This is a genomic window from Shinella zoogloeoides (assembly GCF_020883495.1).
In the GTDB taxonomy this organism is placed as follows: domain Bacteria; phylum Pseudomonadota; class Alphaproteobacteria; order Rhizobiales; family Rhizobiaceae; genus Shinella; species Shinella zoogloeoides.
This window is the reverse complement of the sequence record NZ_CP086610.1, coordinates 164,814-182,565: the sequence shown is the minus strand read 5'-3', so window position 1 is coordinate 182,565 and position 17,752 is coordinate 164,814. Positions and strand designations below refer to the sequence as shown.

16 protein-coding genes and 1 riboswitch are annotated in these 17,752 nt (G+C 64.6%); of the genes, 4 read left to right on the top strand and 12 right to left on the bottom strand.

Annotated features, from left to right (window positions below):
• Positions 1 to 288: 288 nt before the first annotated feature.
• Both K8M09_RS00855 and K8M09_RS00850 read right to left on the bottom strand, forming a co-directional pair.
• Entirely contained in the window at positions 289 to 1,314 is a 1,026-nt protein-coding gene (locus K8M09_RS00855; protein WP_160788111.1) for a LacI family DNA-binding transcriptional regulator, read from the bottom strand.
• Between the two features lie 106 nt (positions 1,315 to 1,420).
• Positions 1,421 to 2,527 (bottom strand): 2'-deoxycytidine 5'-triphosphate deaminase, encoded by a 1,107-nt coding sequence (locus K8M09_RS00850; RefSeq protein WP_160788110.1) that lies wholly within the window; start codon positions 2,525 to 2,527, stop codon positions 1,421 to 1,423.
• A gap of 78 nt (positions 2,528 to 2,605) precedes the next feature.
• Positions 2,606 to 2,684: riboswitch (SAM riboswitch) on the top strand.
• Positions 2,685 to 2,726: 42 nt separating this feature from the next.
• Here K8M09_RS00850 and K8M09_RS00845 point away from each other — a divergent pair.
• Positions 2,727 to 3,911, top strand: a complete 1,185-nt coding sequence (locus tag K8M09_RS00845; protein WP_160788109.1) for an O-succinylhomoserine sulfhydrylase — start codon at positions 2,727 to 2,729, stop codon at positions 3,909 to 3,911.
• A 123-nt stretch (positions 3,912 to 4,034) separates the two neighbouring features.
• A complete protein-coding gene (apaG, locus tag K8M09_RS00840) occupies positions 4,035 to 4,427 on the top strand; it encodes a Co2+/Mg2+ efflux protein ApaG (protein WP_160788108.1) in 393 nt (130 codons plus the stop codon).
• 186 nt (positions 4,428 to 4,613) lie between these two features.
• On the opposite strand, the gene K8M09_RS00835 is transcribed toward apaG, so the two are convergent.
• From K8M09_RS00835 to K8M09_RS00825, 3 genes are all read right to left on the bottom strand, one after another.
• Complete coding sequence (locus K8M09_RS00835; RefSeq protein WP_160788112.1) at positions 4,614 to 5,606, bottom strand: Hsp33 family molecular chaperone; 993 nt, start codon at positions 5,604 to 5,606, stop codon at positions 4,614 to 4,616.
• A gap of 192 nt (positions 5,607 to 5,798) precedes the next feature.
• Positions 5,799 to 6,710 carry an ornithine carbamoyltransferase gene (gene argF / locus K8M09_RS00830; protein ID WP_160788107.1) on the bottom strand — a complete coding sequence of 304 codons (912 nt, stop codon included), beginning with the start codon at positions 6,708 to 6,710 and terminating at the stop codon, positions 5,799 to 5,801.
• A 25-nt stretch (positions 6,711 to 6,735) separates the two neighbouring features.
• Complete coding sequence (locus K8M09_RS00825) at positions 6,736 to 7,929, bottom strand: aspartate aminotransferase family protein (protein ID WP_160788106.1); 1,194 nt, start codon at positions 7,927 to 7,929, stop codon at positions 6,736 to 6,738.
• A 423-nt stretch (positions 7,930 to 8,352) separates the two neighbouring features.
• On the opposite strand from K8M09_RS00825, the gene K8M09_RS00820 reads away from it, so the two are divergent.
• Positions 8,353 to 8,895 carry a GcrA family cell cycle regulator gene (locus tag K8M09_RS00820; protein ID WP_160788105.1) on the top strand — a complete coding sequence of 181 codons (543 nt, stop codon included), beginning with the start codon at positions 8,353 to 8,355 and terminating at the stop codon, positions 8,893 to 8,895.
• Between the two features lie 118 nt (positions 8,896 to 9,013).
• On the opposite strand, the gene phoB is transcribed toward K8M09_RS00820, so the two are convergent.
• From phoB to phoR, 7 genes are all read right to left on the bottom strand, one after another.
• Positions 9,014 to 9,697: a phosphate regulon transcriptional regulator PhoB gene (gene phoB / locus K8M09_RS00815; protein WP_160788104.1), complete on the bottom strand. Its 684-nt coding sequence runs from the start codon at positions 9,695 to 9,697 to the stop codon at positions 9,014 to 9,016.
• A gap of 11 nt (positions 9,698 to 9,708) precedes the next feature.
• Positions 9,709 to 10,428 (bottom strand): phosphate signaling complex protein PhoU, encoded by a 720-nt coding sequence (phoU, locus tag K8M09_RS00810; protein ID WP_160788103.1) that lies wholly within the window; start codon positions 10,426 to 10,428, stop codon positions 9,709 to 9,711.
• Positions 10,429 to 10,470: 42 nt separating this feature from the next.
• Positions 10,471 to 11,286: a phosphate ABC transporter ATP-binding protein PstB gene (gene pstB, locus K8M09_RS00805; protein ID WP_160788102.1), complete on the bottom strand. Its 816-nt coding sequence runs from the start codon at positions 11,284 to 11,286 to the stop codon at positions 10,471 to 10,473.
• A 13-nt stretch (positions 11,287 to 11,299) separates the two neighbouring features.
• On the bottom strand, positions 11,300 to 12,619 hold the full coding sequence (pstA, locus tag K8M09_RS00800) for a phosphate ABC transporter permease PstA (protein ID WP_160788101.1): 1,320 nt from the start codon (positions 12,617 to 12,619) through the stop codon (positions 11,300 to 11,302).
• On the bottom strand, positions 12,616 to 14,100 hold the full coding sequence (gene pstC / locus K8M09_RS00795) for a phosphate ABC transporter permease subunit PstC (RefSeq protein ID WP_160788100.1): 1,485 nt from the start codon (positions 14,098 to 14,100) through the stop codon (positions 12,616 to 12,618). Before pstC ends, pstA begins: the two co-directional genes overlap by 4 nt.
• A 106-nt stretch (positions 14,101 to 14,206) precedes the next feature.
• Positions 14,207 to 15,241, bottom strand: coding sequence for a substrate-binding domain-containing protein (locus K8M09_RS00790; protein WP_160788099.1), 1,035 nt, complete (start codon positions 15,239 to 15,241; stop codon positions 14,207 to 14,209).
• A 188-nt stretch (positions 15,242 to 15,429) separates the two neighbouring features.
• Positions 15,430 to 16,710 (bottom strand): phosphate regulon sensor histidine kinase PhoR, encoded by a 1,281-nt coding sequence (gene phoR, locus K8M09_RS00785; protein ID WP_380735883.1) that lies wholly within the window; start codon positions 16,708 to 16,710, stop codon positions 15,430 to 15,432.
• A 148-nt stretch (positions 16,711 to 16,858) separates the two neighbouring features.
• Here phoR and ppk2 point away from each other — a divergent pair, with 148 nt between their 5' ends.
• Positions 16,859 to 17,740, top strand: a complete 882-nt coding sequence (gene ppk2 / locus K8M09_RS00780; RefSeq protein ID WP_160788097.1) for a polyphosphate kinase 2 — start codon at positions 16,859 to 16,861, stop codon at positions 17,738 to 17,740.
• The last annotated feature ends 12 nt before the right edge of the window (positions 17,741 to 17,752 follow it).

The following is a 17,752-nucleotide window of genomic DNA, read 5'->3' as shown; positions in this document are numbered from 1 at the left end:
GACGCAGTTCGCGTAAGAATGACTTCAATACATTGCGTAAATCACGGCTTACAAAGAGGCTCATTCCCGCCAAAAACTGGTGCAACTTATGGGATATTTAAGAGCTAAAAATCCAAGGAAGACAACGCTTAGGAAGCCTTCTAAATCCCTGAATATATTTGTAAAATTGTGATTTCAGTAAGATTTTTCAACCATAGCGGGCAGCCTTGGGAAGCTGACAGGCTACCATTACATCATACCCGCAGGGCAGCGCCGAGGCCGCAGTCATTCAACAGTTCGCGGGATGTGTCAAGCCAGCCGGTCGTCCGAGCGTTCGATCAGCCTCGGCATGATGAGCGCCTGCAGCGCCTCGGGCGGCTCGCCCTCCATGCGGCGCAGGATGTAGCGGCCGAGCAGTTCGCTCGGCTCGTGGATCGGCAGGTAGTAGGTGGTGATCGGCGGGGCGAAGTACTGGCTGACATTGAGGTCGTCGGTCGCGTTGATCACCGCGTCGTGGCCGTGCACGAGGCCGCGCTCGTGGAAGCCGGAAAAGGCGCCCAGCGCCGAGGCCTCGTTGGCGCAGATATAGGCGGTGGGCGGGTTCGCCAGAGTGGACATGGCAAGCACGTTCTCGCGGCCGAAGGCCGGGGTCAGGTGGCCGTGGGCGACGAGGGCGGGATCGAAGGAGAGGCCGGCGGTATCGAGGGCGCGGCGGTAGGCTTCCAGGCGGACGATGGCGTAGCTGAGTTCGGCCATCGGATTGATGAGCGCGATGCGGCGATGGCCGCGCTCGGCAAGGCGGGCGACCGAGTGGCGGATCATCTGTTCGTTGTCGGCATCGACGAAGGCGTGCGGGGCATTGTGGAGCGTGACGCCGTAGGTGACGAAGGGGAAATCCGCCTCCTGCATGATGCGCACGCGCGGATCGTCCGCCCGCGTGCCGGACACGATGATGCCGTCGGCCGTCTTCAGGGACACGATCTGGCGGATGGTCGCCAGGCTCTCCTCGAAATTGCGCACGGCATAGAGCGAGACGCGATAGGGACTGTCCTCCAGCGCCCAGGAGATGCCGCTGAGGAGCTGGGCGTATTCGACGCCCTCCCACTCGTTCTGCTTGGGGCCGGGCGCGGTCATGATGGCGGCGACCTGATAGGTCTTGCCGGTGCGAAGCTGCACGCCATGCATGTTGAGCTGGTAGCCGATGCGCTCGGCGGCGGCCACGACGATGGCGCGCGTTTCCGGGCGCACCTGCGGGCTGTCGTTCAGCGCCTTCGACACCGTGGCGATCGAAAGGCCCGTTTCCTGCGCGATGGTCTTGATCGTCGGTCTTGGCATCGCGTTTTGCTTGTCCGTCTTTCCCGCGCGATCCCGCGCGAAGGCCATCAAACGTCTACCGCACGATAAAAACGTTTAATTTTATTGTAAAGAGCGAAACCCTGCGTCAGTTCGCGCGAAAATGCTTGGAGAGCTTGAGGCCCTGCGCCTGATAGTTGGAGCCGAGGCCGGAACCGTAGAGGCCTTCGGGCGCATCCAGCATATGCTCGTAGATCAGGCGACCGACGATCTGTCCGTGCTCGAGGATGAAGGGGACCTCGTGGCTGCGCACTTCCAAGACGGCGCGGCTGCCGGAGCCGCCGGCGGGAGCATGGCCAAAACCCGGATCGAAGAAGCCGGCATAATGAACGCGGAATTCGCCGACAAGCGGGTCGAAGGGCGTCATCTCGGCCGCATAGAGCGGGGGAACATGCACGGCCTCACGCGAGACGAGGATGTAGAATTCGTCCGGGTCGAGGATCAGTTCATTGCGGCCGCGGCTGAACAGCGGCTCCCAGAAATCGAAGATGTCGTGCTGGTTCTTGCGGTCGACATCGACGACGGAGGTATGGTGTTTGCCGCGATAGCCGATGAGACCATCCGGGCCGGTGCCCTTGAGATCGATGGAGAGCGCGATGCCGCCGCCGGAAACGTTGGGCGTTTCGCTGGCGACGAGCGTGTCCGTCTCGTGCAGCGCCAGCAGCTCGCCTTCGCTCAATAGGGCATTGCCCTTGCGGAAGCGGATCTGCGACAGGCGCGAGCCGCGCCGCACGACGATGGGGAAGGTGCGCGGCGAGATTTCGAGATAGAGCGGGCCGGAATAGCCGGCGGGGATCTTGTCGAATTCCTGCGCGCGGTCGGTGATGACGCGGGTGAAGATGTCGAGGCGGCCGGTGGAGCTTTTCGGATTGGCCGAGGCGGCGAGGTCCGCCGGCAGGTCGAGGCTTTCCATCAGCGGGACGATGTAGACGCAGCCGGTTTCCAGCACCGCACCGTGGGAAAGGTCGATGACGTGCAGTTGCAACCTGTCGAGCTTGTCGGCGACGAGGTGGGCCGGACCGGGCAGGAAGCTGGCGCGCACGCGAAACGCCTTCGCGCCCAGGCGCAGGTCCAGACTTGCCGGCTGAATCTGGTCCGCGTCGAGTGCGGCCTCGCTTTTCAGCCGCCCGCTTTCGAACAAGCCGCGAATGGCGCTGTCCGCCAGAATGCCCGTGCTGCGCAGCGCAGAAGTCATGACAATACCGCCCTATCAGAGGGCTGGCACAAAACCAAATGGCGGCAATTGACGCAAGCACGGAGCCGCAGTATTAGCAGATTATCCCGTGGTGATTTGGCCGGCCGGCTTGCAGCCACGTAAAACAAGTAGCTAAAAAGGCCGGGTGACAAACCGGCCTGCTTACGCGGCCGGTTTTTTTGTTTGAAGGCACGACCACATGAGCAAGTCCTGGCGCCCGGCCACCCAACTCGTTCACGGCGGGACCACCCGCTCCCAGCACGGCGAAACCGCCGAGGCGATCTTCCTGACGCAAGGCTTCGTCTACGACACGTCCGCAGCCGCCGAAGCCCGCTTCAAGGGCGAGACGGACGGCTTCATCTACGCCCGCTACGCGAGCCCCACCAATGACATGTTCGAAAAGCGCATGTGCCTCTTGGAAGGCGCGGAAGACGCCCGCGCCACCGCATCGGGCATGGCCGCCGTTTCCGCCGCGATCCTCTGCCAGCTCAAGGCCGGCGACCATATCGTGGCCGCCCGCGCGCTCTTCGGCTCGTGCCGCTGGGTGGTCGAGACGCTTGCGCCGAAATACGGCATCGAGTGCACGCTGGTCGACGGCCGCGACCTCGCCAACTGGGAAAAGGCGATCCAGAAGAACACCAGGCTGCTCTTCCTCGAAAGCCCGACCAACCCGACGCTGGAAGTGATCGACATCGCCGGCGTGGCGAAGCTCGCCAACCAGATCGGCGCGAAGGTCGTCGTCGACAACGTGTTTGCGACCCCCCTCTTCCAGAAGCCGCTGGAGCTTGGCGCACATATCGTCGTCTATTCGGCCACCAAGCATATCGACGGCCAGGGCCGCTGCCTCGGCGGCGTCGTGCTCTCCGACAAAGAATGGATCGCCGAGCACCTGCAGGATTATTTCCGCCATACCGGCCCGGCCATGTCGCCGTTCAACGCCTGGACGCTGCTGAAGGGCATCGAGACGCTGCCGCTGCGCGTCAGGCAGCAGACGGAGAATGCGAGCCGCGTCGCGGACCTCCTCGCCGACCAGAAACAGGTCGCCCGCGTGATCTATCCGGGCCGCAAGGACCACCCGCAGGCAGATATCATCGCCAAGCAGATGTCGGGCGGCTCGACGCTCGTCTGCTTCGAGCTGAAGGGCGGCAAGGAAGCGGCCTTCGCGCTGCAGGATGCGCTCGACGTCGTGAAGATTTCCAACAATCTCGGCGACGCCAAGAGCCTCATCACGCATCCCGCGACGACCACGCACAAGAACCTGACGGACGAGGCCCGCGCCGAACTCGGCATCTCGGCCGGCACCGTGCGCTTCTCCGCCGGCATCGAGGACAGCGAAGACCTGCTCGAGGATTTCGCGCGGGCGCTTGCCAAGGTCGGCGCGTAACTCGCGCCATCCTCAGAAATGACGGGAAGGCACCGGCCAAGGCGGCCGGTGCCTTCTTTGCATGTTCTTGACGCAGCCACATTCCTGTAGAATAGCTGCATTAGCAAAGCCCAAGGCATTCCCATGTATCGTGCGCTGACCCGCGACATCGAAGTGACCGTAGAGCCATATTATCTGGCCGATCAGTCCGATCCCGACGACAGCCGCTATGTCTGGGGATACCGCGTCGTCATTTCCAACCATTCCGACGTCGCCGTGCGGCTGATGACGCGCTACTGGCACATTACCGACCAGAACGGACAGGTGGACGAGGTGAACGGGCCGGGCGTCATCGGCGAGCAGCCCGTGCTGCGGCCAGGCGACACCTACGAATATTCCTCCGGCTGCCCGCTGGAAACGCCGTCCGGCATCATGTTCGGGCGGTATCGCATGGAAGCGGAGACGGGCGAGGCCTTCGACGTCGCGATTCCGGCCTTCTCGCTGGATACGCCGGGACAGGTGCGCACGCTGAATTGATGGGTGGCGATCGCCCCTCATCCGGCCTGCCGGCCACCTTCTCCCCGCAAGCGGGGCGAAGGGACGAGTTGGACAGATTTCCCCAAATCGATAGCGCCAGAGAAGGCGAGACCTTGCATCCTTCCCTTCCCCCCGCCTGCGGGGAGAAGGTCGCGGCAGCGGGATGAGGGGCAGACGCCCCTCCCCTTACTGCGGCAGGACTTCCGCCGCCTCGAAGCGGTAGGTCGTCGAGCAGAATTCGCAGGTGACCGCGATCTCGCCCTTGTCGTCCGCCGTATGGGCGATCTCCTCGGCGCTGAGGCCGGCCAGAACGCCCTTCAGCTTCTCGCGCGAGCAGGAGCAGCGGTCGAAGACCTGCTGCGGCTGGTAAACGCGCACGCCCCGTTCGTGGAAGAGGCGATAGAGCAGCCGCTCGGTGCCGACATTGGGGTCGGTCAGCTCGTCGGCGTCGATCGTCTCGACCATGGTCTTGGCTTCCGCCCAGTTGTCGTCGTCGTCGATCTTGTGGCCGGCTTCATCGCCGTCGCCGCCGGGAAGATCGGCCTGACGCATGCGCTCGGGCGACTGCGGCAGGAACTGCGCGACCATGCCGCCCGCACGCCAGCGATGGCGGGCCTTGCCGGCCTCGTCGCGGTCGTAGAGTTCGGCGACGCCGAGGCGCACCTTGGTCGGGATCTGCTCCGACTGGCGGAAATAGACGCCGGCGATCTCTTCCAGCGTATGGCCGTCGAGCGGAACGATGCCCTGATAGCGCTGCGTATGCGCGCCCTGATCGATGGTGAAGGCGAGGATGCCCTTGCCGAGCAGCTCGTGCGGCTCGGTCGCGCCCGCAGCGACGGCAGCGTCCAGCGCCTGCTGGTCGAAGCGGGCATAGGCGCGCACGTTTTCCGGCGCGGCGAAATCGGCGACGAGCAGGTCGACGGGGCCGTCGCCCTTGGTCTGGACGATCAGCTTGCCCTCGAACTTCAGCGAGGTGCCGAGCAGCACGGTCAGCGTGATCGCCTCGGCGAGCAGCCGGGCGACGGGCGCGGGGTAATCGTGCCGGCCGAGAATGCCGTCGAGCATCGGGCCGAGCTGCACAGCCCGGCCGCGCACATCGAGGCCCTCCACCTGGAACGGCAGGACATGGTCGTCGCCGGCAAAGCCTGGTTCACCGAGTTTCAGGGCGTTTTCAGCCATCATGGTTCGCTCCTTGCACGCCATTGCCGCCGCGGGCCTTGCGCCCCGCCACGTCCGACAGCGTCTATCGTGATTTCGCGCTCCTGCCGCCCGATCATTCCATACCGGGCGGGCAAGCGCCAGAGACGACGCCTTGCGGCGCCGGGTGTCGGCCCCTAGATCGTGCCGACACCCACATATTTCAAGGCCGCGTCAGACGACGCCGAAGCACCAGGCGAGGATCGACTTCTGGGCGTGCAGGCGGTTCTCCGCCTCGTCGAAGACCACGGACTGCGGGCCGTCGATTACCTCGTCGGTCACTTCCTCGCCGCGATGGGCGGGCAGGCAGTGCATGAAGAGCGCATCCTTGTCGGCGCGCGCCATGAGCTGCTTGTTGACCTGGTAGGGCTGGAAGATGTTGTGGCCGCGGGCGCGATGCTCCTGGTTCATCGAGACCCAGCAATCGGTAACGATGAGGTCGGAACCGTCGGCGATCGCGTCCGGATCGTGGCCGAGCAGGATGTCGCCGCCATTATCGCGCGCCCAGTTGAGGATCTTGTCGTCCGGTTCGGAGCCCATCGGCACGGCCATCTTCATCGTGTAGCCGAAGCGGGCAGAACCCTCGACGAAGGAATGCAGCACGTTGTTGCCGTCGCCCATCCAGGAGAAGGTCTTGCCCTTGGCGGAACCGCGATGCTCCTCGAAGGTCATGACGTCGGCCATGATCTGGCAGGGATGGGTGAGGTCCGTCAGCGCGTTGATGACCGGCACGGTGGCATGCTCGGCAAGCTCCAGCAGGCGAGAATGGTCGGTCGTGCGGATCATGATGGCGTCGACATAGCGCGACAGGACCTTGGCCGTATCGCCGATGGTCTCGGCACGGCCGAGCTGCATTTCCGTGCCCGACAGGAACAGCGTCTCGCCGCCGAGTTGGCGCATGCCGACGTCGAAGGAGACGCGGGTGCGGGTGGAGGGCTTCTCGAAGATCATCGCCAGCATCTTGCCGGCGAGCGGCTTCTTCTCCGTGCCGGCCTTGTTGGCGGCCTTGCGGCTGTGCGCGTCGTCCATGATGACGCGGAGATCGCTTTCCGAAACGGCGGAAAGATCGAGAAAATGCTTGGCCATGATGTGTCCTGTCTGTCCCAGTCCCTTAAGCGGCCTTGACGGCCGCCGTCAGCTTTTCCGCCGCCCGCTCGATGCGGGCCAGCCCCTCGCGCGCTTCCTCCGCCGTGACGGTCAGCGGCGGCAGAAGGCGCAGCACGTTGTCGCCGGCCGGCACGCCGAGCAGCTTTTCCGCGCGCACGGCGGCCAGCAATTCGGCGACCGGAATCTTCGCCTTGATGCCGAGCATCAGGCCCTCGCCGCGCACATCCTCGATGATATCGGGGAAACGATCCTTCAGCGCCGCGAGGCCCTGGCGGAAGACGAGTGCGACGTCGCGCACATGCTGGAGGAACCCATCCTCCAGAACGACGTCGAGCACGGCGTTGCCGACCGCCATGGCGAGCGGATTGCCGCCATAGGTGGAGCCATGCGTGCCGGCGACCATGCCGGAGGCGGCCTCGCTGGTGGCAAGGCACGCGCCGAGCGGGAAGCCGCCGCCGATGCCCTTGGCGACCGCCATGATATCGGGCGTGACGCCCGACCATTCATGGGCGAAGAGACGGCCCGTCCGGCCGACGCCCGACTGCACCTCGTCGAGGATGAGCAGCAGGCCGTATTCGTCGCAGAGCTGGCGCAGCTCCTGCATGAATTCCTTCGGCACCGGGCGGATGCCGCCCTCGCCCTGCACCGGCTCGATCAGGATGCCCGCCGTCTCCTCGGTGATCGCATCCTTGACGGCGGCGATATCGCCGAAGGGAAGCTTGAGGAAGCCCGGGGCCTTGGGGCCGAAGCCCTCGATATACTTTTCCTGACCGCCGGCCGCGATGGTGGCGATGGTGCGGCCGTGGAAGGCGCCCTCGAAGGTGATGATATGGTACTTGCCGGGATGGCCCTTGGCGAAGTGATAGCGGCGCGCGGTCTTGATCGCGCATTCCAGCGCCTCGGCACCCGAATTGGTGAAGAACACCTTGTCGGCGAAGGTCGCATCCGTCAGCCGGCGGCCGAGGCTCTCCTGCCCGGGAATCTCATAGAGGTTCGACAGGTGCCAGACCTTGTCCGCCTGATCCTTCAGCGCGGCGACGAGATGCGGGTGGGCATGGCCCAGCGAATTGACGGCGACGCCCGCGGCGAAATCGAGATATCGCTCGCCATCTTCGGCGATGAGCCACACGCCCTCCCCTCGCGTGAACCGGAGAGGCGCACGCATATAGGTTTCATAGAGCGGCGCGGCATCGGCCATGGCGCGGATCCTCCGAAAAGAGATGCGGAAAAACAGGTCTCGTGCTTGACTTTTCCGGTCGCCAGAAAAATCAAAAGCCGCCTTTCGGCGGCATGCGGCACTATCGGCATTTCACGCCGGCCTGTCAACAAATCGCGAGGCCGAAATGCGGCTGAACCTGCCGCAAGGTGAGGATTCACGACGCATGCGGAAGGTGTCGTCATCGCACCACACCCGACCAGCAAGTTGGGGAAAACTCTGAAATCGATTCGCACCGATTCCCGCGACTCTTGTCACGGAGTCCCCCGGTCTCTAGGTTAAAGACCAATTACTAGACTGCATGCGGCGGAACTAGTCACCACAAGAGTCAAGGCGTTCAGGCTCCAGATCGATCCGGGGCGCGACGAGGGATTCCCGCAACGAGCGCCGAGCGGAGACGAACACATGAACTGGACAGACGAGCGGGTCGAAAAACTCAAGAAGCTCTGGAGCGAGGGCCTGAGCGCCAGCCAGATCGCCGCCCAGCTTGGCGGCGTCAGCCGCAACGCGGTCATCGGCAAGGTGCATCGCCTGAACCTTCCGGGCCGCGCCAAGGCCGGCGGAACACAGACCGCCTCGCGCCCCAAGCGCCCGGCCGTCGCCGCCGCCCCGCGCCCGTCGAACTTCACGGCCCGTCCGGCCGCTGCCGCCCGCCCGGCGCCCCGCCCGGCCGGCAACACGCTGCCCAAGGAAGAGCTGGACGTCGATTTCGACATGCAGAGCGAACAGCTCCCGGTTCCGGCCAACGGCAACAATGTGGTCGTGCCGATGTCGCGCAAGCTGGAGCTGACGCAGCTTACCGAGCGCACCTGCAAGTGGCCGATCGGCGACCCGCTGAACGACGACTTCCACTTCTGCGGCAACGAGTCCCCGGACAACTCGCCCTATTGCACCTACCACCAGCGCCTCGCCTACCAGCCGTCGGCCGAGCGTCGCCGGATGCGCTGAGCGGCAGTCAATCAGAAATGAGATGCGGGTCCTTCGGGACCCGTTTTCGTTTGGAGTGCCCAAAACGCAAACAGGCCCCGAAGGGCCCATTTCCGTCCTTGGGAGGAATTTCGGCCGGTCAGGATTCCAGCGAGTAGCCTGCGCCACGGACCGTGCGGATGACGTCCTGCATGTTGGCGAAGTTGAGCGCCTTGCGCAGGCGGCCGACATGGACGTCGACGGTGCGCTCGTCGACATAGATATCGTGGCCCCAGACACCATCTAGAAGCTGCGAGCGCGAAAAAACGCGGCCCGGCGAGGTCATCAGGAATTCCAGCAGGCGGAATTCCGTCGGGCCGAGGCGCACTTCGCGGGTGCGGCGGTGGACGCGGTGCGTCTCGCGGTCGAGTTCGATATCGCCGCAGCGCAGGAGCGTCGAGACGACTTCCGGCTTGGCGCGGCGCAGCATGGCGCGCACGCGCGCCACCAGCTCCGGCGTCGAGAAAGGCTTGACCACATAATCGTCCGCGCCGGTGGCAAGACCGCGCACGCGCTCGCTCTCCTCGCCGCGCGCCGTCAGCATGATGATCGGCAGGCGCTCGGTTTCCGGCCGCTGGCGCAGGCGCCGGCAAAGCTCGATGCCGGAGACGCCGGGCAGCATCCAGTCGAGGATGAGAAGGTCCGGCATGCGCTCCTGAAGGCGCATCTCGGCCTCGTCACCGGAGAGGATCGTGTCCACCTCGAAGCCTTCGGCCTCGAGATTGTAGCGCAGGAGGACGCTCAGCGCCTCCTCGTCTTCCACGACGGCAATTCTGGGCACCATGGATCGAACCCTTACTCGGTGACGTCGGCGGCGACGACGGAGGTCGAGGTATCGTCCTTCGGACGCTCGCCTTCCGGCTGCGAGCCGGTCGCCATGTAGTAGATGGTTTCCGCGATGTTGGTCGCGTGGTCGCCGATGCGCTCGATGTTCTTGGCGCAGAACAGGAGATGGGTGCAGGGCGTGATGTTGCGCGGGTCTTCCATCATGTAGGTCAGGAGTTCGCGGAACAGCGAGGTATAGATCGCGTCGATCTCGTCGTCGCGCTCGCGGATCGCCTTGGCCTTGTCCACCGAGCGGGTGGCGAAAACGTCGAGCACTTCCTTCAGCTGCATCAGCGCGAGTTCGGCCAGGTGCTCCAGACCGCGGGCGAGCTTGCGGGGCATGCCCGAGCTCTGCACGGCGATGACGCGCTTGGCGGTGTTCTTGCCGAGGTCGCCGACGCGCTCCAGTTCGGCCGCGATGCGGATCGTGCCCATGATCTCGCGCAGGTCCGCCGCCATCGGCTGGCGCTTGGCGATGGTGACGATGGCCTTCTCGTTGATCTGGCGCTCGGCATTGTCGAGGATGACGTCCTCGGAAATGACCTTCTGGGCCAGCGCCACGTCGGTGGAGACGAGGGCGCGGACGGAATCGGCCACCATCTGCTCGGCGGTGCCGCCCATCTCGGAGATACGGCGGGAGAGGTACTTCAGTTCTTCGTCATAGATCGAGACGATATGGGTCGATGACATGGCTTTATCCTTGATAGGGTCGAGGGTCTGGCGACGATCGCGTCAGCCGAAGCGGCCCATGATGTAGTCCTGCGTGCGCTGATCGTCCGGGTTGGTGAACATCTTGTCGGTGTCGTTCTCCTCGACGAGGTTGCCGAGGTGGAACATGGCGGTGCGCTGCGACACGCGCGCCGCCTGCTGCATGGAGTGCGTGACGATGACGATGGTGAAGTTGGCGCGCAGCTCGTGGATCAGTTCCTCGACCTTGGCGGTCGCGATGGGGTCGAGCGCCGAGCAGGGCTCGTCCATCAGGATGACTTCCGGGCTGACGGCGACGGCTCTGGCGATGCACAGGCGCTGCTGCTGGCCGCCGGAAAGGCCCGTGCCGCCTTCATGCAGGCGATCCTTCACCTCGTTCCAGAGGCCGGCCTTCTGCAGGCTCTGCTCGACGATGGCGTCCATGTCAGCCTTGGCTTTCGCAAGGCCGTGGATGCGCGGGCCGTAGGCGACGTTCTCGTAGATCGACTTGGGGAACGGGTTCGGCTTCTGGAAGACCATGCCGACGCGGGCGCGCAGTTCCACCACGTCGATGGAGGGATCGTAGATATCGTCGCCGTCGAGCGTGATGCGGCCGGTGACGCGGCAGCCGTCGATGGTGTCGTTCATGCGGTTCAGCGTGCGCAGGAACGTGGACTTGCCGCAGCCCGAGGGGCCGATGAGCGCGGTCACGGTGTTTTCGCGGACGTTGAGATTGACGTCGTAGAGCGCGCGCTTCTCGCCGTAATAGACCGAAACGTCCTTGCCGATCATCTTGTAGGAAATGTCGTTCATTTGTCTGTCCAGCACTTTCTCGACTGCTGCTTCTGACATGATGTTCATAGGATCGGTCCTTCTACCAGCGCCGTTCGAAACGGCGGCGCAACAGGATGGCGCCAACATTCATGAGGATGAGGAAGATGAGGAGCACGATGATGGCTCCCGAGGTGCGCTCCACGAAGGCGCGCTCGGCCTCGTTCGCCCACATGTAGATCTGCACCGGAAGAGCCGTCGCCGGGTCCATCGGCGTTGCCGGAACGTCGGCGACGAAGGCGACCATGCCGATGAGGAGCAGCGGCGCGGTTTCGCCCAGTGCATGGGCAAGGCCGATGATCGTGCCGGTGAGGATGCCGGGCATGGCGAGCGGCAGGACGTGGTGGAACACGGTCTGCATCTTCGAGGCACCGAGGCCGAGGGCCGCCGAACGGATCGACGGCGGCACGGCCTTCAGCGCCGCGCGGGTCGCGATGATGATGGTCGGCAGCGTCATCAGCGTCAGCACCAGGCCGCCGACGAGAGCCGCCGAGCGCGGAAAACCGGCGAAGTTGATGAAGACGGCCAGGCCAAGCAGACCGTAGACGATGGACGGCACGGCGGCGAGGTTGTTGATGTTCACCTCGATGAGGTCCGTGAAACGGTTCTTCGGGGCGAACTCTTCCAGATAGATCGAGGCGGCGACGCCGATGGGCAGCGACAGCACGAGCACGATCAGCATCATGTAGAGCGAGCCGACGAGGGCGACGCCGACGCCGGCGGCTTCCGGGCGGCTCGATGCGCCGTTCGTGAAGAGGCCGGTGTTGAAGTGCTTGGAGAGTGCGCCGCTTTCGGCAAGCGTGTTCATCCAGCCGACCTGCTTGTCGGAGACCTTACGGTTGGTTTCCGGCACGGAGAGATCGATCTGGCCCTTGAAGGCCGAGTCGAGATCGCCGTTGGCGAGGAAAGTTACGGTCTGCGTCGTGCCGATGATCGCGGGATCGGCGGTGACGAGGTTGCGGAACTGGACGCGCACGCTGTCCGAGATCATGCCGTTCACGGCCTTGAGGCCGGCGCGATCCTTTTCATCGACGCCGAGAACCTTGGCGAGCGCATTGCGGGCGACGACCGGATAGTTGGCCGAGACCAGTTTCTGCGGGTTCGTGGCGCGCTCGTTGTTCTTGTCGATGATCTGCTCGGAAAACTCGACCGGGATCGTGATCATCGTCTGCTGGAAGGCGGTGTAGCCCTTGGAGACCACCGAGAACAGCAAGAGGAACAGGAAGAGGAGACCGAAGCCGATGGCGGCCATGCCATAGAGGCGGAAGCGGCGTTCGGCGGCGTAGCGGCGGCCAAGGCCGATATCGCGGCGTTCGGGCTTCGTGGCGATGCCGAGGGCGGGGCTGGTGGAGACCTGGCTCATTCGTACTGCTCCCGGTATTTGCGCACGATATAGAGGGCGTAGATGTTGAGGCAAAGCGTGATGACGAAGAGCGTGATGCCGAGCGCGAAGGCCACCAGCGTCTGAGGCGAGGTGAATTCGAGGTCGCCCGTGAGCTGGTTGACGATCTTGACGGTCACGGTGGTCATCGGCTCGAACGGATTGAGCTGCATGCGGGCGGCGACGCCGGCGGCCAGCACCACGATCATGGTCTCGCCGATGGCGCGCGAGGCGGTCATCAGCAGCGCGCCGACAATGCCTGGCAGGGCCGCCGGCAGGATGACGCGCTTGATCGTTTCCGAACGGGTGGCGCCGAGGCCGAGCGAGCCGTCACGCAGCGCCCTCGGCACGGCGGTGATGATGTCGTCCGACAGCGAGGAGACATAGGGGATCAGCATGATGCCCATGACGAAACCGGCCGTCAGCACGCTCTGCGCCTGGATGAAGTTCGAATAGTTGCCGGTAACGAGGCCGTTGAGCTGCGCAGAGATATCGCGCAGGAACGGGCCGACCGTGATGAGGGCGAAGAAGCCGTAGACGATGGTCGGAATGCCGGCGAGCACTTCGAGCAGGGGCTTTGCGATCGAGCGCACGGTGCGCGAGGCATATTCCGACATGTAGATGGCGGCGAAGAGGCCGACCGGCACGGCGACCAGCATGGCGACGAAGCCGATATAGAGCGTGCCGGCGAGCAGCGGGATCAGGCCGAACTGGCCGGAGGAGTCCGTCGCGCCGGCGGCCGCGAAGCGTGGGTCCCAGGTCGTGCCGAAGAAGAACTCCCAGGCCGGGACCATGTTGAAGAAGTGGACGGCTTCCGTCGCCATGGAGGCGACGATGCCCACCGTCGTCAGGATGGCGATGGAGGACGCGCCGATCAGGCCGGCCAGCATCACGCCCTCGACGCGATTGCGGGCGCGGAACTTCGGCGCGATGGCCCGGTAGGAGAGGAAGGCGCCGGCAAGCGCGACGGCCACGACAAGGATCGTCAGCACGGCGCCGCTTGTCGCGGTCATCCGGTCGAGGTCTTCGGCGGCCTTCAGCATGTAGGGCGCGGGATCGGCGGCCAGCGGCACGCCCTTGGCACCGAGAATTCCGCGGGCGGCGGAAGCGTCCCGCAACAGGGTCTCCCGCTCCTCCGGCGACAGGGTCGGAAGGCCGCGGGAAATCGCGCCGATCATGTTGTAGCTGAGGTTCTGCTCGGCCTGCGAGGTCGCCTTCACCTCTTCAGGGAAGCCGGCGCGAACGGCGGAGCCGATATAGGCCGGGCTTGCGACGGCCCAGACCAGCAGCAGCAGGGCGGCGGGGAGGATGGACCAAACCGCGACGAAGGCGCCGTAATAGCCCGGGCGGGAATGCAGGCTGGACAGCTTGCCGCCGGCAAGCGCGTTCGCGCGCCAGCTTCCGAGCAGGTAGCCCGCCGCGCCGATCCCGGCGACGATGAGCAGAAGAAGGGAAATACTCATTTAGGAAATTCTCCCGGCGAGATCATCCGCGGTGTCATTCTTTGCGACCAGGCAAGGCTGCCCGAAAGGAAGGGGCCGGCGCGGTTTTCGCGCCGGCCCGAGCCGATTACATGATCTTGCCGTCCACGAAGGACTGACGGATTTCCTCGCGCTCGGCATCGGGAGCCGCGACGAGGCCGTATTCGGCGAGCGGGGAGTCCGGGCCGATCATGTCGTCGCCCGTGAAGAACTCGACATATTCCTTCAGGCCCGGGATGACGCCGAGATGCGCCTTCTTGACGTAGAAGAACAGCGGGCGGGAAACCGGATATTCGCCGGAAGCGATCGTCTCGGTCGACGGAACGACGCCGCTGACGGTGGCGACCTTCAGCTTGTCGGCGTTGTTTTCATAGAAGGACAGGCCGAACACGCCGATGCCGGACTTGTTGGCGGCGATGCGGGACAGCGTTTCGGTATAGTCACCGTCGATATCGACGGCGAGGCCATCCTTGCGAACGGCGACGCACTTGGCGTGCTGTTCCTTCTCATCGGCAACGGCAGCCTTGATGACATCCAGAGCGCCGACGTCCTTGCAGCCCTTGGCGAGGATCTTTTCCTCGAAGACTTCGCGCGTGCCGTGCTTTTCGCCCGGGATATAGGCGGCGATCTCGGCGTCCGGCAGGTCCTTGTTGATTTCCGACCACTTCTTGTAGGGGTTGGCGACGAGCTTGCCATCGACGACGACTTCGGCGGCCAGCGCCTGGTAGAGGTCCTTCGGCTCCAGCTTCAGGTCGGCATTGCCGGTGTCGGTGGCGAAGACGATGCCGTCATAGCCGATCTTGATTTCCTGGATTTCGGTCACGCCGGCGGCCTTGCAGGCCTCGATCTCGCTGTCCTTGATCGGGCGCGAGGAATTGGCGATGTCGATGGTGTTCGGGCCGACGCCCTTGCAGAATTCCTTCAGGCCGCCGGAGGAACCGCCGGATTCGACGATCGGGGTCTTGAAGTCGGGGAAGGTCTCGCCGAACGTCTCGGCGACGATCTTGGCGTAGGGAAGAACGGTGGAGGAGCCGGCGATCTGGACCTGGTCGCGCGCAACGGCAACGCCTGCGAATGCGGCGGAGGCAACGAGCGCCGCGACGGTGAGCTTAAGAGATTTCATCTGGGTTCTCCCGAAGAGGACGTTGTGGGAAGCGCTGCTTTCGCGCTCTCTGCCGTTGACCGGCGGCCCTTCTCTAAACCCCGATCGCCATTCCTTTTATGTCGGTTTGACGAAACATTTGTGACACGCCAAGTCCATGAAATCGCTAATCTATTTCAAACGACACGACAAAGCCGGCAGCTTTTGTGTCAGAATTTCACGGTAAAGACCGTCCCCTTGCCCAGCTCGGACTTCACCACGAGGCGCGCCTTGTGGCGGGTGAGGATGTGCTTGACGATGGCAAGGCCGAGGCCCGTGCCCTTCTTGGACCGGCTCGCTTCCACATTGACCCGGTAGAAGCGCTCGGTGATGCGCGGCACATGCTCGGGCGGGATGCCGGGACCGTAATCGGTGACGGACAGCTCGACCGGCGCCTCGCCGCCGCCCGTCAGCACGACATCCACCCGCCTGCCCTCCTGCCCGTATTTGCAGGCATTCTCGATCAGGTTCTCGCAGACCTCGACCAGTTCGTCACGATCGCCGGGCACGGTGACGGGATGCTGCGGCAGGTCGAGGACGATATCGACGCCGAGATCGCCTGCAAGCGGCTGGAGGCTGTCGCGCACATGGCCGAGCAGCGGCACGAGGTCGACGCTCTGGTCGGGGGCGAGGTTGGAGCGCAGCTCGAGGCGGGAGAGCGAGAGCAGGTCGTCCACAAGGCGGCTCATGCGCGTCGCCTGCTCGTGCATGATGCCGAGGAAGCGCTCATGGGCCTTGGGATCGTTCCGCGCCGGCCCCTGCAGCGTCTCGATGAAGCCGCGCAGGGACGCGAGCGGCGTGCGCAGCTCGTGGCTGGCATTGGCGATGAAGTCGGAGCGCATGCGATCTATGCGATGGGCCTGCGAGACGTCGCGGAAGGTCAGCAGCCACAGCGGTTCGGTGGCGGGGCCGGCGAGCGGGGCGATGCGCACGACATAGACCGTCTCGGAAGGAAGCCGCTCGGCATGCTCGGTCTCGCGCGGCTGGCCGGAACCGATCGCCTCGCGCACCATGTCGAGAATGCCGGGCGCGCGAATCCGGCCGGCCAGATCGCTGCCCTGCGGGATCGGGCCGAAGACCGCTTCCGCCGCACGGTTCTGCAGCTTCACGGTCTGGCGGGCCGAAAGCAGCAGCGCGGGCGCATCGAGCGCGCCGAGCACGGCGGAAACCGCCGCCAGATCGTCAGCGGGCGGCGCGGGCTCAGGGACCGGCGCGGCCGGGACAGCCATGGTTCGCACGGAGCCTGCCGTTCGCCGCTCCATGCGCATCAGCCCGGCGATGACCAGAAGCAGGACGGCGAAGGACACCCAGCCGAGATGCAGGCCGGCGAGCCACATCATGAAACCGACGAAGACGGCAGCCGCGATGAGAACCCGTTCGCCCCACAGTTGCGCCGCCAGCCAGCCGAAGCCCGTGCGCTGATCCGCCACCGCCACCCATTCCCTTGCCAGCATCCTACCCTCCGCGACCTCCATCGATTCGGGATGGATAGCGCGGTTTCGTGACATGTTTTTCATGGCCCGCTTGAATTCGCAATCCGGTTGTGGCCACCTTCCGCCGGGGCGGCGCACGCCGCTGCCCGTTTTCAAGGAGTGGACGATGGCGGAAAAGGCTGAAAGCCGGGCGGTTGAACTGGATATCCGTGGCAAGAAGCGGGTGTTCGATGTCGATGATCCCGTCCTGCCCGACTGGATCGACGAGAAGGCCTTCGAATCCGGCGACTACCCCTACGGCAAGAAGCTCGACAACGACGAATACGAAAAAACCCTGACGCAGTTGCAGATCGAGCTGGTGAAGGTGCAGTTCTGGCAGCAGAAGACCGGCAAGCGCATCATGGCCGTGTTCGAGGGTCGCGACGCCGCCGGCAAGGGCGGCGCGATCCACGCCACCATGGCCTATATGAACCCGCGCTCCGCCCGCATCGTCGCGCTGACCAAGCCGACCGAGACCGAGCGCGGCCAATGGTATTTCCAGCGCTATGTCGCGACCTTCCCTACGGCCGGCGAATTCGTGCTGTTCGACCGCTCCTGGTACAACCGCGCGGGCGTGGAACCCGTCATGGGCTTCTGCACGCCGGAGGAATACGAGAAATTCCTGAAGGAGACGCCGCGCTTCGAGAAGATGATCGCCTCGGAAAACATCCACTTCTTCAAGTTCTGGCTCGATATCGGCCGCGAGATGCAGCTCAAGCGCTTCCATGACCGCCGGCACGACCCGCTCAAGGTCTGGAAGCTTTCGCCGATGGATATCGCGGCGCTCAACAAATGGGGCGATTATTCCGACAAACGCGACCGCATGCTCAAGGAAACCCATACGGACACCGCGCCCTGGACGGTGATCCGCGCCAACGACAAGCGGCGAGCACGCATCAACCTCATCCGCCATATCCTCACGACGCTCGACTACGAGGGCAAGGACAAACAGGCCATCGGCGCCGTCGACGACAAGATCGTCGGCTCGGGGCCGGGCTTCCTCAAATAGGGAGCGGGCGGC

What these genes read in the sequence shown, in the direction of transcription:
- ppk2 (WP_160788097.1), top strand. Translation starts at nt 16,859, where the DNA reads ATGGCGGAAAAGGCTGAAAGCCGGGCGGTTGAACTGGATATCCGTGGC.
- K8M09_RS00850 (WP_160788110.1), bottom strand. Translation starts at nt 2,527, where the DNA reads ATGACTTCTGCGCTGCGCAGCACGGGCATTCTGGCGGACAGCGCCATT.
- K8M09_RS00825 (WP_160788106.1), bottom strand. Translation starts at nt 7,929, where the DNA reads ATGGCCGATGCCGCGCCGCTCTATGAAACCTATATGCGTGCGCCTCTC.
- phoU (WP_160788103.1), bottom strand. Translation starts at nt 10,428, where the DNA reads ATGTCATCGACCCATATCGTCTCGATCTATGACGAAGAACTGAAGTAC.
- pstA (WP_160788101.1), bottom strand. Translation starts at nt 12,619, where the DNA reads ATGAGCCAGGTCTCCACCAGCCCCGCCCTCGGCATCGCCACGAAGCCC.
- pstC (WP_160788100.1), bottom strand. Translation starts at nt 14,100, where the DNA reads ATGAGTATTTCCCTTCTTCTGCTCATCGTCGCCGGGATCGGCGCGGCG.
- K8M09_RS00845 (WP_160788109.1), top strand. Translation starts at nt 2,727, where the DNA reads ATGAGCAAGTCCTGGCGCCCGGCCACCCAACTCGTTCACGGCGGGACC.
- pstB (WP_160788102.1), bottom strand. Translation starts at nt 11,286, where the DNA reads ATGAACATCATGTCAGAAGCAGCAGTCGAGAAAGTGCTGGACAGACAA.
- apaG (WP_160788108.1), top strand. Translation starts at nt 4,035, where the DNA reads ATGTATCGTGCGCTGACCCGCGACATCGAAGTGACCGTAGAGCCATAT.
- phoB (WP_160788104.1), bottom strand. Translation starts at nt 9,697, where the DNA reads ATGGTGCCCAGAATTGCCGTCGTGGAAGACGAGGAGGCGCTGAGCGTC.
- K8M09_RS00835 (WP_160788112.1), bottom strand. Translation starts at nt 5,606, where the DNA reads ATGGCTGAAAACGCCCTGAAACTCGGTGAACCAGGCTTTGCCGGCGAC.
- K8M09_RS00790 (WP_160788099.1), bottom strand. Translation starts at nt 15,241, where the DNA reads ATGAAATCTCTTAAGCTCACCGTCGCGGCGCTCGTTGCCTCCGCCGCA.
- argF (WP_160788107.1), bottom strand. Translation starts at nt 6,710, where the DNA reads ATGGCCAAGCATTTTCTCGATCTTTCCGCCGTTTCGGAAAGCGATCTC.
- K8M09_RS00820 (WP_160788105.1), top strand. Translation starts at nt 8,353, where the DNA reads ATGAACTGGACAGACGAGCGGGTCGAAAAACTCAAGAAGCTCTGGAGC.
- K8M09_RS00855 (WP_160788111.1), bottom strand. Translation starts at nt 1,314, where the DNA reads ATGCCAAGACCGACGATCAAGACCATCGCGCAGGAAACGGGCCTTTCG.